This is a genomic window from Arthrobacter sp. P4_F11 (genome assembly GCF_056401395.1).
Genome location: NZ_JBFUJK010000010.1, coordinates 102,976 through 116,843, shown reverse-complemented (window position 1 = coordinate 116,843; position 13,868 = coordinate 102,976). Strand labels below are relative to the sequence as shown.

The 13,868-nt window shown below is 67.1% G+C and carries 12 protein-coding genes; 9 read left to right on the top strand and 3 right to left on the bottom strand.

Annotated features, from left to right (window positions below):
• Positions 1 to 24: 24 nt before the first annotated feature.
• A complete protein-coding gene (locus tag AC1DRO_RS12925) occupies positions 25 to 453 on the bottom strand; it encodes a hypothetical protein (protein ID WP_243181181.1) in 429 nt (142 codons plus the stop codon).
• A gap of 92 nt (positions 454 to 545) precedes the next feature.
• Here AC1DRO_RS12925 and AC1DRO_RS12920 point away from each other — a divergent pair, with 92 nt between their 5' ends.
• Positions 546 to 1,316, top strand: coding sequence for a helix-turn-helix transcriptional regulator (locus AC1DRO_RS12920; protein WP_476951099.1), 771 nt, complete (start codon positions 546 to 548; stop codon positions 1,314 to 1,316).
• Here AC1DRO_RS12920 and AC1DRO_RS12915 read toward each other — a convergent pair.
• Entirely contained in the window at positions 1,258 to 2,259 is a 1,002-nt protein-coding gene (locus tag AC1DRO_RS12915; RefSeq protein WP_476951098.1) for a DMT family transporter, read from the bottom strand. The two genes, AC1DRO_RS12920 and AC1DRO_RS12915, sit on opposite strands and share 59 nt — an antisense overlap.
• 152 nt (positions 2,260 to 2,411) lie before the next feature.
• On the opposite strand from AC1DRO_RS12915, the gene AC1DRO_RS12910 reads away from it, so the two are divergent.
• Positions 2,412 to 3,653, top strand: a complete 1,242-nt coding sequence (locus tag AC1DRO_RS12910; protein WP_476951097.1) for a cysteine desulfurase family protein — start codon at positions 2,412 to 2,414, stop codon at positions 3,651 to 3,653.
• Positions 3,654 to 3,661: 8 nt separating this feature from the next.
• Here the strand turns inward: AC1DRO_RS12910 and AC1DRO_RS12905 are convergent, their stop codons facing one another.
• A complete protein-coding gene (locus AC1DRO_RS12905; protein ID WP_476951096.1) occupies positions 3,662 to 4,912 on the bottom strand; it encodes an NAD(P)/FAD-dependent oxidoreductase in 1,251 nt (416 codons plus the stop codon).
• A 292-nt stretch (positions 4,913 to 5,204) separates the two neighbouring features.
• Between AC1DRO_RS12905 and mnmA the strand changes: the two genes are divergently transcribed.
• The 7 genes from mnmA (at position 5,205) to AC1DRO_RS12870 (ending at position 13,862) form a co-directional block, all read left to right on the top strand.
• Positions 5,205 to 6,317, top strand: coding sequence for a tRNA 2-thiouridine(34) synthase MnmA (gene mnmA / locus AC1DRO_RS12900; RefSeq protein ID WP_243181186.1), 1,113 nt, complete (start codon positions 5,205 to 5,207; stop codon positions 6,315 to 6,317).
• Between the two features lie 317 nt (positions 6,318 to 6,634).
• The gene (locus tag AC1DRO_RS12895) at positions 6,635 to 8,263 is read left to right on the top strand and encodes an ABC transporter substrate-binding protein (RefSeq protein ID WP_028275994.1); all 1,629 of its coding nucleotides are present in this window, start codon (positions 6,635 to 6,637) and stop codon (positions 8,261 to 8,263) included.
• Positions 8,264 to 8,397: 134 nt separating this feature from the next.
• Positions 8,398 to 9,489, top strand: coding sequence for an ABC transporter permease (locus AC1DRO_RS12890; protein WP_028275995.1), 1,092 nt, complete (start codon positions 8,398 to 8,400; stop codon positions 9,487 to 9,489).
• Between the two features lie 2 nt (positions 9,490 to 9,491).
• Positions 9,492 to 10,505, top strand: a complete 1,014-nt coding sequence (locus AC1DRO_RS12885) for an ABC transporter permease (protein ID WP_476951095.1) — start codon at positions 9,492 to 9,494, stop codon at positions 10,503 to 10,505.
• Positions 10,502 to 12,205 carry an ABC transporter ATP-binding protein gene (locus AC1DRO_RS12880; RefSeq protein WP_476951094.1) on the top strand — a complete coding sequence of 568 codons (1,704 nt, stop codon included), beginning with the start codon at positions 10,502 to 10,504 and terminating at the stop codon, positions 12,203 to 12,205. The genes AC1DRO_RS12885 and AC1DRO_RS12880 overlap by 4 nt, the downstream gene beginning before the upstream one ends.
• 194 nt (positions 12,206 to 12,399) lie before the next feature.
• Positions 12,400 to 12,816, top strand: a complete 417-nt coding sequence (locus AC1DRO_RS12875; RefSeq protein WP_476951093.1) for a chorismate mutase — start codon at positions 12,400 to 12,402, stop codon at positions 12,814 to 12,816.
• A 2-nt stretch (positions 12,817 to 12,818) separates the two neighbouring features.
• Positions 12,819 to 13,862 carry a uroporphyrinogen decarboxylase/cobalamine-independent methonine synthase family protein gene (locus tag AC1DRO_RS12870; RefSeq protein WP_243181189.1) on the top strand — a complete coding sequence of 348 codons (1,044 nt, stop codon included), beginning with the start codon at positions 12,819 to 12,821 and terminating at the stop codon, positions 13,860 to 13,862.
• Positions 13,863 to 13,868: the final 6 nt, after the last annotated feature.

The following is a 13,868-nucleotide window of genomic DNA, read 5'->3' as shown; positions in this document are numbered from 1 at the left end:
CGCTGCCGGGACCCGCCGTTTGGCCTAGCTGCCTGGCGTAGCGGCCGGCACGGCCCTGCGCGGGGACAGCCTGTTCAGTGCCAGGGCACCCACGAGCAGCCCGAAGTCACGCAGAGCGACATCGTAGAAGCCGCCGAGGATGATCAGGTTGATGATGATGCCCAGCAGCCAGGCGGCCACGAGCGCCGATCCGAAGCGCGGGCGCAGCGCCACCGCCACTCCGGCGACGATTTCCACCACGCCAACGATGTACATGATCGTCTGGGCCGGCAGCGGGACCACCTGGGTCACCACGGGCGCCAGATACATCGTCCAGTCGGTCAAGAGGTTTGTGAACTTGTCCAGGCCGAACAGGATCGGCGCAACGGTAAAGACGGTCCGCAGCAGCAGGAAGGCCTGACGGTCCGCCGTGAGCTGCTGTGCGGGAGTGGCGGGGGCTGGGGAAACTTTCATGGCATCGCTCCTTCTAAAAGTGGATATCTCGATTTTAGAGGGCCCCACGGGGATTAAGCAATGATTCTTGTTTTTAGAGATATTCTTGTGTCATGACCAAGCTTCCGTGGAACCACAGGCTGGCGGCGGTCGCGTCGCTGGGAGACGAGAGCCGCAGGAGGCTGTTTGATTTCGTCGCCTCAGCGGCAGATGCCGTTGGCCGGGACGATGCCGCGCAGGCTGTGGGCCTGGCGCGGAGCACTGCCTCGTTCCATCTGGACCGGCTCGTGAAAGACGGGCTGCTGGCCGTGGAGTTCCGCAAGCTCGGAGGGCGGGAGGGCCCGGGGTCCGGCCGGCCCGCCAAGCTGTACCGGGCCGCCTTGGGTGAGGTCGCGGCCTCGGTGCCCGACCGCCACTATGATCTCGCCGCCGAGCTGCTGGTGTCCGCGATCGAGGACGCAACCAGCGGCGGCGGTTCGCCGCGGGAGGCCCTGCTTCGGGCTGCCCGCGCCAGGGGGCAGTCAGCGGGTGAGTCGGCAGCCCGCGCAGCCGGCCGCGAGCCGGCGGGGGCCACCGGGGCGGGGCCTGCGGACTCCGCCGGCAGCCCCGATGGCGCCGGCCCGTTCGCGGACTTCCTGGCGGGGCAGGGCTACTGCCCGGCGGACGACGGCGGCGGGGGACTGGTGCTGCTGAACTGCCCGTTCCATCGCCTCGCCGCCGGGCACGCAGACGTGGTGTGTGCCATGAACGGAGCTTTTCTCGGCGGGGCCTCAACGGCCCTGGGGATCGAACCGGGCCGGATCGAAGCGCTCGCCATTGAAGATCTCAGGGAGCACGGCGGCGCGCGGCCCGGGCAGTGCTGTGCCCGTATTCTTCCATCGTGACCGGGCTGCCTGCGTGAGCCTGCCTGCCTGACGCGGCGGCGGGCTGCCCGGCTTGGGCCCTGCCGCTGGGGTGGCCGGCGTTGCGGGCCTGGCCCTTGATTCCGGTCAGCAGCACGCCGGCGATCACCAGGAGGCCGCCCAGGATCTGCACGAGGGTGAGCGGGGTCCCGAGCAGCACGGTGATGATCGCGGTGAAGACCACCATCAGGTTGAGGTAGTTTCCGGCGGTCCCGGACGGGGTGGTTTTCAGCGCCAGATTCCAGAGGAGATAGGAACCAAGGGACGGGAACAGGGCGATATACGCCATCGACCAGCCTTCGGCCGCGGTGTCGGGAAACCGCACGTTCATGGCGAGGGCAAACGGCGCCAGCGTCACGGCTGCGATCACCACCTGCACCGCTGTGGCCGCGATGGGCGGCACGGCCAGCCGGCGGGCAACGATGGTGTAGAAGCCCCAGACGATGATCGCGCCGATCATCGTGAGCTCACCGGTGTTGATGGCGAGGCTGACCACGCGGGCCAGCTCGCCCTGGGTCAGGACCAGCAGCACACCCAGCAGGCCCAGGCAGATGCCGAGCCAGCCCAGCCGTGTGGTCTTCTCACCGAGCAGGACGATCGCCATGACCACAATGAGGGCCGGGTTTGCGGCCGTCACCAGCGAGGCGTTCATCGCGGACGTGAATCCGAGCGCGCCGTAGAGCAGCAGCGTGTAGCCGCTCATGCCCAGGACACTCAGCAGCAGAAGCACGGGCCAGCGGCGCAGCACCGCGCCCCAGTCGGGCCGTTCGATGAGGTGGGCCAGGATCAGCAGCGGCACGGCGGCCAGGCTCCAGCGCCAAAAGGTCAGGTCCAGCGGGGTCATGGAGGCTCTGGCGGCCTGTCCGACGACGAAATTGCCAGACCAGAACAAGGTGGCCAGCACAAGGCAGAGTGGCGCTTTCACCGCTTGAATGTACACCAGCCCCGTGCCCTTCACCGTGCCCTTCACCGTGCCTCAGGCCGGTGCCTTCGCCCTGACAACTTTGCTTCTGCCCTGACACTGTGCCTTCGCCCTGGCGCCGCGGCGGCCCGGGCGCGCGCAGGTAGAATTGGGCTGTGCCTGTCTACCTCGATCACGCCGCCACCACCACCCTCGCCCCGGAAGCGCTGGCCGCACTGACGCGCGAACTGGCCCGGACCGGCAACCCGTCCTCGCTGCATGGATCGGGCCGCCGTGCCCGGCGCTCCGTGGAGGACGCGCGGGAAGTACTCGCGGCGGCCGCCGGCGCCCATCCCTCGGAGATCATCTTCACCTCCGGCGGGACCGAGGCGGACAACCTGGCGGTCAAGGGCCTGTACTGGGCCCGCCGTGCCGAGGACCCGGCGCGGACCCGCATCCTCTGTTCCGCCGTCGAACACCACGCGGTGCTGGACACCGTCGAATGGCTCGAACGGCATGAAGGCGCCGACGTGTCCTGGCTCCCCGTGGATGACGCGGGCGTCGTGGACCTGGCCGTGCTCGAAGCCGAGCTGTCCCGGGATCCGGGATCGATCGCACTGGTGAGCGTCATGTGGGCCAACAACGAGGTCGGCACCATCCAGCCCGTCGCCCGGGTTGTGGAACTGGCACACGCCGCCGACGTACCCGTCCACTCCGACGCCGTCCAGGCCTTCGGCTCCCTGCCCGTTGACTTCCGCGGGACGGGCCTGGACGCCATGTCCGTCTCCGGGCACAAGATCGGCGGACCGGTCGGCGTGGGCGCGCTGATCCTGGGCCGGGCGGTGAAGCTGACCCCGGTCCAGCATGGCGGCGGGCAGGAACGCGACGTACGCTCCGGGACGCTGGACACGGCCTCGATCGCCGCGTTTGCCGCGGCCGCCGAGGCCGTTGCCGCGAAACTCCCCGAGGAAGCTGCCAGAATCTCGGCCCTTCGCGACCGGCTGATCGAGGGGGTCCGTGCGGCCGTCCCCGAAGCCGTCCTGCGGGGCGCCCCGGGCGCCGGGCGGTTGCCCGGCAATGCGCATTTCACGTTCCCCGGCTGCGAAGGGGACTCGCTGCTGTTCCTGCTGGACCTCGCCGGCGTCGAATCCTCCACGGGCTCCGCCTGCACCGCAGGTGTTCCGAGGCCCTCCCATGTGCTGCTGGCGATGGGCCTGGACGAGGACACGGCGAGGGGGGCGCAGCGCTTTACTCTCGGGCATTCCTCAACCGACGCCGACGTCGATGCCCTTCTCGCGGCGTTGCCGGGCGCCTACGCCCGGGCCCGCCAGGCCGGCATGGCCGGGCACGAGTCCAGCATCCAGACCGCCGGAACGGTCGCGCGCGAGGCCGCCCGTCAAGCCCCCGCAGGGAGCTAATCCAGGAGCTAATCCAGCAGCTGATCCAGCAGCTGATCCAGGGGCACCGAGGAGTCGGCAAGCAGGCCCGGGCTCACGGCGGTGCGGGCGTTGATGAGCGCCTTGATCGCCTTCTGCGGCTTGGCGGCGCGGGGCCAGTTGACATTCATTCCGGCGATCACCTGGCCTTCGCGCTGCCAGAAGGCAATGAACTCCTTGTCCGCAAGCGAGCCGCGGATGACCGGCGGGCCGGCAACGAGCGTCGGGAAGCCCGAGTACTCCATGCTGACGTCGTACTGGTCCGTGTAGAAGTACGGGATGGTGTCCAGCGTGGCGTCGAGGCCGAGCATCGCCTTGGCTGCCACCTTGCCGCCATTCAGGGCATTGGACCAGTGCTCGCTGCGGTGGTGTTCCCCGGTGAACGGGTGCAGGGCGTTGGCGACGTCGCCGGCGGCGAAGATCCCGGGCGCCGAGGTCCGCAGCGACGCGTCGGTGAGGATGCCGTTGCGGATCCCGAGCCCGGCCGCGTCGGCCAGCCCGACCTCCGGCACAACGCCGACGGCGATGACCACGAGGTCGGCGGGCAGGACCTCGCCCGAGTCGGTGACCACTGCCGTCGCCCGTCGAAACAACCCCTGAATCTCGGCAGCGGACGCCGGAAGCCTGAACTGAACCCCGTGGGCCTCGTGCAGCTCGCGGAAGAAGCCGCCCAGGTCCGGACCAATCGCCGCGCCCAGCGGCACGTCCTCCAGCCCCATCAGGGTGACGGTGTTTCCAAAGGTGCTGGCGGCAGCGGCCAGTTCCATCCCGATCCACCCGGACCCGACCATGACCACGTGCAAACCGCCGCCGGCAAGGCGGGCGTGCAGACGCCGGCTGTCCTCGACCGTCCGGAACGTGCTGACGCCCTCGAGCCCGCTGCCGGGCAGCGGGATGATCCTGGGCCGCGCTCCCGTGGCAAGCAGGAGTGAGCCGTACTCCAGCCGTCGCCCGTCATCCAGAACCACAGCCCGGGCAGCCGGGTCCAGCGCCGTGACCTGGACGCCGAGCCGGAGGTCGACGTCGTTCGCGTCGTACCACTCCTCGGGCACCACCGGCAGGGCGTCGTCGCCGGCCTTGCCCAGCAGGTACTCCTTGGACAGCGGCGGGCGCAGGTACGGCTGGTGGGACTCGGCGGCCACCAGCACCATCGGACCGCTGAAGCCCTCCGCCCTCAATGTTTTGGCGGCGGTGGCGCCGGCCAGCCCGCCGCCCACGATCACGATGTTCCCGACAGTCATGTCCGCTCGATTCCCGCGTCGGCGTGCTTCCGTTCTCTAAAACCGCTTGTCCTGACGCTAGAAGGGGGAGGCAGTCCCGTCAAGGCCTTTTGGGGAGGATTCGGCGTGGCGATAGAATGGCGGGGCAGGCATTGTGCTATTTCCAGGGGCCAGCAGTAGCACTGCGGTTCAACCCAGGTTCAACCCAGCAGTGAAAGCCCGGCAGTAGCCCAGCAGTAAAAGCCCAGCAGCACCGCAGCTGCGAACAGCAGCCCCGGAGCCTGTGACACCCCGAACCCTAGAGAAAGCCAGTATGCGAGTTCTTGCAGCCATGAGTGGCGGCGTCGATTCCGCCGTTGCCGCCGCCCGCGCCGTCGAGGCGGGGCACGACGTCGTCGGCGTCCACCTCGCGCTGTCCCGGATGCCGGGCACCCTGCGAACCGGCAGCCGCGGCTGCTGCACGATCGAGGACTCCCGCGACGCCTGGCGTGCGTGCGACATCCTCGGGATCCCGTACTACGTCTGGGACTTTTCCGAACGGTTCAAGGAAGATGTCGTCCAGGACTTCATCGATGAGTACGCCGCAGGCCGCACCCCCAATCCCTGCATGCGCTGCAACGAGCGGATCAAGTTCGCCGCCCTGCTGGAGAAGGCCATCGCCCTGGGCTTCGATGCCGTGTGCACCGGCCACTACGCGAAGGTCATCACGGACGCGGACGGCAATCCCGAACTGCACCGCGCTGCGGACTGGGCCAAGGACCAGAGCTATGTGCTGGGGGTGCTGACCCACGAACAGCTCAAGCACTCGATGTTCCCGCTGGCCGAGACGCCGTCCAAGGCCGAGGTCCGCGCGGAGGCGGAGCGCCGCGGCCTCTCCGTGGCGAACAAGCCGGACAGCCACGACATCTGTTTCATTCCCGACGGCGACACCGCCGGCTGGCTCGCCGAGAAGATTGAAATGACCACGGGGGACATCGTGGACGAATCCGGCGCGAAGGTCGGCGAGCACCCGGGCGCCAACGCGTTCACCGTGGGCCAGCGCCGCGGGCTGAAGCTCGGCACCCCGGCCGCGGACGGCAAGCCGAGGTTCGTGCTGGAGATCCGGCCCAAGGAGAACAAGGTGGTGGTGGGACCGGAGGCCCTGCTCGCCATCGACGAAATCCGAGGCATCAAGGTCTCCTGGGCGGGGCTGCCCATCGCCGAGGTGGCGACCGGCGAAGAGTTTGACTGCTACGCCCAGGTCCGCGCCCACGGCGACCCCGTCCCTGCCCGCGCACACATGGCGGACAACGAGCTTGTGGTCACCCTCACCGAGCCCCTGCGCGGCGTGGCCCCCGGCCAGACGGTGGTGCTCTACCAGGGCAGCCGCGTGCTCGGCCAGGCCACGATCGATGCCGCGCGCTCGCTGCAGAGGGCCGCGCTCTAGCCGCCCGCCCCACCGACTCCAGCGAAGGGTCCCGCCAGTTGGCGGGGCCCTTCGTCGTCTGTACCCTCCGTCGTCGTCCGACTACCGGCCGTCCACGGCGCCCGGACGCGCAGGACCCTGCCGAAGATCCGGGCGGAATCCTGCAGAAAATGAGAGAAACCTTCGAATCGTGTAAATTTTGTGTCTCAACTCACAAAATGCAACGTTTCACCGAATGATCGTCTGGTTGAATCTAGGAATCAGCAAAGCGTGCCGCCCGACGAGTCAGTCGTTTCACTTCGGGCTGCGCTAGAACGCATCGAACAGAAAGTTCACAGATGGCAATGAACAAAAAGGCCTGGCACAGCGTCATCGCGCTGGCCGGGGTTTCCGCCTTTGCACTGACGGCCTGCACAGGGCCGACCGGGGGCGCTGGCGGGTCATCAGCCGCAGCAAGCGGTCCGATCGCCTACGGCACCACGGACAAGGTCACTGCCTTGGATCCGGCGGGCGCGTATGACAACGGTTCGTTCATGGTGATGAACCAGATCTACTCCTTCCTCCTCAACTCGAAGCCCGGCAGCGCAGATCCCGTGCCGGACCTGGCCGAGTCCGCGTCCTTCACCTCGCCGAACGAGTACACGGTCAAGCTCAAGCCGGGCCTCAAGTGGGCCAACGGCCACACGCTCGACTCCAAGGACGTCAAGTTCTCCTTCGACCGGCAGACCAAGATCAACGATCCCGCCGGTCCCGCAAGCCTGCTGACCAACATCGAAAGCATCACCGCCCCCGATGCCAACACCGTGGTCTTCAAGCTGAAGCAGGCGAACGACCAGACCTTCGCTCAGATCCTCAGCAGCCCCGCCGCGCCGATCGTAGACGATGAAGTCTTCCCGGCCGACAAACTGCTTGACGATGACTCGATCGTCAAGGCCAAGGCGTTCTACGGCCAGTACGTGATCGACACGTACAAGAAGAACGAGCTGGTCAGCTTCAAGGCATTCCCTGACTACCAGGGGGTTCTCGGCAAGCCGGCCAACGACGCCGCCACGATCAAGTACTACGCCGACCCCACCAACATGAAGCTGGACATCCAGCAGGGCAACATCGACGTCGCGAACCGCAGCCTGAGCGCCACCGACGTCGATGACCTGAAGAAGGACTCCAAGGTCAAGGTCAACGTTGGCCCCGGCGGCGAAATCCGCTACATCACGTTCAACTTCGACACGATGCCGTTCGGTGCCAAGGCTGCCGACGCCGATCCGGCCAAGGCGCTCGCCGTCCGCCAGGCCATCGCGAACCTCGTTGACCGGCAGTCCATCGCGGACCAGGTCTACAAGGGCACCTACCTGCCGCTGTACTCCAACGTTCCCAACGGCTTCCTGGGCGCCAACGAATCGTTCAAGGACGCTTACGGCGACGCCGGCAAGCCGAGCCTGGACAAGGCCAAGAAGGTCCTGGCCGACGCCGGTGTGACGACCCCTGTCTCGATGAACCTTCAGTACAACCCGGACCACTACGGCAAGTCCTCCGGCGACGAGTACGCCATGATCAAGGACCAGCTGGAGAAGTCCGGTTTGTTCAAGGTCAACCTGCAGTCCACGGAATGGGTCACCTACAGCAAGGCCAGCCGCGCCGACGAATACCCGCTGTTCCAGTTTGGCTGGTTCCCCGACTTCAGTGACGCCGACAACTACCTGACCCCGTTCTTCCCGGAGGGCGGCTTCCTGAAGAACCACTACAACAACCCCACCGTCAACGACCTGATCAGCAAGCAGCTCACCACCGTCGATAAGACTGAACGCGAGTCCACGATCAAGGATGCGCAGAATGCCCTCGCCAAGGACATCTCCACGCTTCCGTTGCTCCAGGGCGCGCAGGTTGCCATTTCCGGCAGCGGTGTCAAGGGTGTCGATTCCACCCTCGATGCCTCCTTCAAGTTCCGTTTGGGAACTATTTCCAAGTAAGGCTGCAGCCCTGCTGTCCTGACCAGCCTGCGAGGCGGGGCGCCCTCGAGGCGCCCCGCCTTTGCTGGTCATTGCCGCATCCTGCAGTTCACGCCGGCCCGCCCAAGGCCGCGACAGCACAATCTTAGGTACCAATGACAACATTGACTGAGGCGCCGCTAAACGACGCCGACGGACTTCTTCCGTCCAAGAAAAAATCCTCGGGTGGGGGCTTGGGGACCTACATCCTGATCCGGTTCTTCCTGATCATTCCGACCATTTTCATTCTGGTGACTTTGGTCTTCTTCCTGATGCGGGTCATCGGCGACCCCATCACTGCAGCCCAGGGCGGCAGGCTTCCGCCGGAGGCGCTCGCGCAGCGCATCCACGACGCCGGCTACGACCGCCCGATCCTCGTGCAGTACCTCGAATACGTCGGCCAGGTGGCGACCGGCAACTTCGGCACCACCATCACCGACCGCCGCCCTGTGGTCGAAATGATCATCACGTTTGGCACGGCAACCCTGGAACTGGCCATCAATGCCCTCATCGTGGCGCTGTTGGTCGGCATCCCGCTCGGGCTGATCGCCGCCTACCGGCGCGACAAGGCGCCGGACGCATTCCTGCGGTTCTTCGCCATCCTCTGCTACGCGACCCCGGTGTTCTTCGCCGGCCTGCTGATGAAGCTGGCCTTCTCCGTCTGGCTGGGCTGGCTGCCCGTCGCAGGACGGGCCTCCACCAGGACCGAACTGGCCATGGGAAGCCTGGCCGCACCGACCGGGATCTACTGGCTCGATGCCTTGCGCAGCGGCAACATGGCCGCGTTCGGCGATGTCGCGGCCCATTCCGTCCTCCCCGCACTCACCCTCGGGCTTCTGACGGCAGGGGTCTTCCTGCGGCTGGTCCGCACCAACGTCATCGGCACTCTCGGCAAGGATTACGTCGAGGCCGGCAGGTCCCGTGGCGTCAGTAATTACCGGCTCGTGACCAAGCATGCCTACAAGCCTGCCCTCATCCCGATCATCACTGTCATGGGGCTCCAGATTGCCCTCCTGCTCGGCGGCGCCGTCCTCACGGAGTCCACCTTCGAGTGGAAGGGCCTCGGCTACCAGCTGGTGCAATACCTGAACGCCCGCGACTTCGTCGCCGTCCAGGGAATCGTCGTGATGCTGGCGGTCATCGTTGCCGTCACGAACTTCATCGTGGACGTCGTCGCAGCCCTGATCGACCCGCGAGTGAGGTACTAGCCATGAATGCAACCAAAGTAAGCGGGCGCAAGCAGCCCCTCATCTACCGGCTGCCGGTGATCTCGCATTTCCGCTCGAGCGTCGGGCTGCAACGCGGCATGCTCGTCACGGGCATGGTGCTGGCCGCCCTCTTCCTGCTCGTCGCCGTGTTTGCGCCGTGGATCGCGCCCTACGGGTTTGCCCAGCTCAGCGACGCCGCCGGTCCCTTCCCGACACAGCAGCCCCCCAGCCCGGCCCACATCTGGGGCACCACGGTTGGTGGCTATGACGTCTACTCCCGGGTGCTCTGGGGTGCCCAGACGGCCGCCGTGGTGATCATCGTGGCCGTCGCGATGTCGATCTTCCTCGGTGTAGCCCTCGGCCTCGTCAGCGGCTACTTCGGCGGCTGGCTGGACCGGGTGTTCGTGGTGATCGCCGATGCGATCTATGCTTTCCCGTCACTGCTCCTGGCCATCGTGATGTCAATCGTCATCAGCCACGGGCAGTCCAGTTTCTGGGGAGGCATTGTCGCCTGCTCCATCTCCATCTCGGTGGTGTTCGTCCCGCAGTACTTCCGGGTTATCCGTGCCGAAACCATCCGGCTGAAGGCGGAGCCGTACGTCGAATCAGCCAAAGTGGTGGGTGCCTCCAGCATCCGCATCATGGGCCGGCACATCTTCAAGAACGCAACCCGCACGCTGCCGCTGATTTTTACGCTGAACGCGTCCGAGGCAATCCTGACCCTGGCGGGCCTCGGCTTCCTGGGGTTCGGCATCGAACCCACCTCCGCCGCCGAGTGGGGCTATGACCTGAACAAGGCCATTGCAGATGCCTCCTCGGGCATCTGGTGGACCGGTGTCTACCCCGGTACGGCGATCGTCCTGACCGTGCTTGGGCTGACCCTCGTCGGTGAGAGCATCAACGACCTCAACGATCCCCGCCTGCGGGGCCGCAAGAAGGCCGTGGCAGGCAAGGGCGGACCAGACTCCACCGCCGGCACCCAGGCTGCACTCGAAGCAGAATCGAGAGTTCTATGACCACCAACATCGACAAGCCCGGCGCAGGCGCAGGCCCGGTCCTTGACATCGACCGGCTCAAAGTCACCTTCGCCACCGACGCCGGGGATGTGTATGCCGTCAAGGACGTGAGCCTCCAGGTCAACCCCGGCGAGGTCGTCGCCATCGTTGGCGAGTCGGGATCCGGCAAGACCGTGACCGCCAAGACCATCCTGGGACTGCTGCCGGAGACGGCCATCAGCCAAGGCGCTGTCCTGATCAACGGCAACAACGTCATCAGCGTCAGCGAAGCCAAGCTGCGGGAGATCAGGGGCCGCGACGTGGCCATGGTGTTCCAGGAGCCATCCACCGCCCTCAACCCGGTCTTCACCGTGGGGTGGCAGATTGCCGAGGGCATCCGCGCACACGCCGGCAGCGGCGGCCGCAGCAAGGTCTCGGCCAAGGAGGCCAAGGCGCGGGCAATTGACGCCCTCCGCAAAGTTGGCATCCCGGACCCGGAAACTCGGGTCAACTACTATCCGCACCAGTTCTCGGGGGGCCAGAAACAGCGCGTCGTGATTGCCGCCGCGCTGGCCCTGAACCCTGGCCTCATCGTGGCCGACGAGCCCACGACCGCCCTGGATGTCACCGTGCAGGCCGAGATCCTTGAACTGCTGCGGGACCTGCGCGACAACTACGGGACCTCCATCGTGCTGATTACGCACAACATGGGCGTCGTCGCCGACCTCGCCGACCGCGTCGTGGTCATGTACCAGGGCGACGTCGTGGAGGAGGCGTCCTCAAGGGTGCTGTTCGCCGAGCCCAGGGAGGACTACACCAAGAAGCTCCTCGCCGCCGTCCCGCACCTGGGCCGCAACTCCGCCTCGGAGGGCATGGTCGAACGCGCCCACCAGGGCGGCAAGGTGCTGGTCGAGGCAAAGAACCTGACCATCGAGTATCCGGGGCGGCTCGGCAGCCCGGCGTTCAAGGCCGTCGACGGCGTCAGCTTCACCGTGTCCGAAGGCGAAGTCTTCGGCCTCGTGGGGGAGTCCGGCTCCGGCAAAACCACCATCGGCCGGGCAATCGCCGGCCTGAACCGCACCACGGGCGGCAGCCTGAATGTGCTGGGCTACGAGATGCTGAACTTCAAGGAGCGCACCTTCAAGCCGCTCCGCAAGGAGATCGGCTTCGTGTTCCAGGACCCGGCGGCCTCTTTCAACCCGCAGCTGACCATCGGCGACTGCGTGGCGGAACCGCTGATCATCCACTCCAACCCGACCGCGGCCGAGGCACGCAAGAAGGTCGGTGAACTGCTCGAGTCCGTGCAGCTGCCGGCGTCGTACGCTGACCGGTTCCCGCACGAACTCTCCGGCGGGCAGCGCCAGCGCGCCTCGCTGGCGCGGGCGCTCATCCTGAACCCGAAGCTGCTCATCGCCGATGAGCCGACCTCGGCCCTGGACGTGTCCGTGCAGGCCGTTGTGCTGGAGCTGTTCAAGGAGATCCAGCAGGAGTTCGGCTTCGCGTGCCTGTTCATCAGCCACGACCTCGCCGTGGTGGACATGCTCTCCCACTGGGTCGGCGTGCTCTACAAGGGCAAGATGGTGGAGCAGGGCCTCGGCAACCAGGTGATGGGCAACCCGCAGCACGACTACACGAAGAAACTCATCGCATCCCTGCCCGTTCCGGATCCCGACGAACAGGCCAGGCGCCGCGAGGCGTTCAAGGCCGTGCTCCACAGCTAACCGCCGGAACCGGGCACCTGCCCGATCCGGCGCGGCCCGATCCTGCGCCGGCCCGGGCTCCGGCAGGGCCACAGCCAATGGGCATGCCCACCGTTCACCATGAACGGTGTGCATGCCCATTAGTGTCTCCGCGGGCGCCTGCAACGGTGCTTAACAGCGGGAGGCATTCGCCGCCGAACCCCTAGACTGGGTCAATGACCGAGCAGAACCCCACCCTTCCCGAAGCCGATTCCTACGACCCGGCGGCAAGCTCCCTGGCCGGTTCCGTGGATCCCGCGGTCATGGCGGAGCTGCTGTCAATCCGCTCCAGCATCGACAACATCGATGCCACCCTGGTCTTCCTCCTCGCCGAACGCTTCAAAGCCACCCAGAAGGTCGGCTTCCTCAAGGCCGCGCACCACCTTCCCGCCGGAGACCCGGGCCGTGAAACGGCGCAGATCGCCCGGCTGCGGCACCTCGCCGCCGAAGCCCACCTGGACCCGGCCTTCGCGGAGAAATTCCTGAACTTCATCATCGGCGAGGTCATCCGCCACCACGAGGCCATCGCCGAGGACCACCAGGCCGCCCAGGCCTCCGGCTCCGCGGACGCCGCCCGCGCCGCAGACGCCTAGCCATGGCAGCACCAGACGCGCCCGCACCGGGCCAGGTGACCGCGACCGCCCTTGGCCCCTGGCCGGGCGAGGACCCGGCCGAAGCCGCCCGCATCATCCGCGGTGAACTGGGCAGCCCGCACCTGCCGTTCCTCGCCGAGCTTCCCGATCGCGGCGTCGGCTCCGATTCCCTGGGCCGGACTGCCTCTTTGCTCGTCGAACTCGCCGTCGACGTCCAGCCGCATGGATGGCGGTTCGTGGACCGGCCCGGCAAGGACCTGCAGCGGGCCAAGTCGGCCCTGTCCACCGACATCAACATCCTGGCGGACGTGATCGGCGTCGAGGAAGTACCGTCGGACGATATCAAGATCCAGCTGCGCGGGCCGCTCAGCCTTGCCGCCGGGCTGCACCTGCACAACGGCGAGCGGGCCCTGATCGACTACGGTGCCCGCAGGGACATCGCGGATTCGCTCGCAGCGGGCGTGGAAGGCTACCTCAAGCGGGTGGCGGCGGCTGCCCCCGGTGCCCGGATCGTCGTCCAGATCGATGAACCTGAAATTGCGTCGGTGCTGGCCGGCACCATTCCCACCGCCAGCGGTTACCGGACCCTGCGTTCAGTGCCGGGCCGGGAAGTGACCGAGTCCTGGCAATTGGTGATCGACGCGCTCCGGGCCGCGGGCGCCGTCGAGACCGTTGTGGCCGTCTCCGAGGTCGAGGCGCCGTTCGAGCGGATCCTGGCGGCAGGCGCGGATGGAATCGCCGTGCCGCTTCGGGCCCTGACCTCGCGCCAGTGGGAACAACTCGCGGGCGCGGTGGAGGCCGGCAAGCGGCTCTGGGCCGGCGCGCTGGACGTGGCTGATCCTGCCGCGTCACTGCCAAGGGTCCGCGACGTCGTGGAAAACGTCTGGCGCCCATGGCGGCAGCTGGGTCTGCCCGCGTCCACGCTGGGGGCGCTCCGGGTCACGCCGTCGGAGGGCCTGGCGCGGCACTCACCCGCCACTGCAGCGGCGGTCCTGACGCGGCTGACCCAGGTGGCGGACGGGCTCAACCAGCTCGCCCTCGGCTAGCGCGGC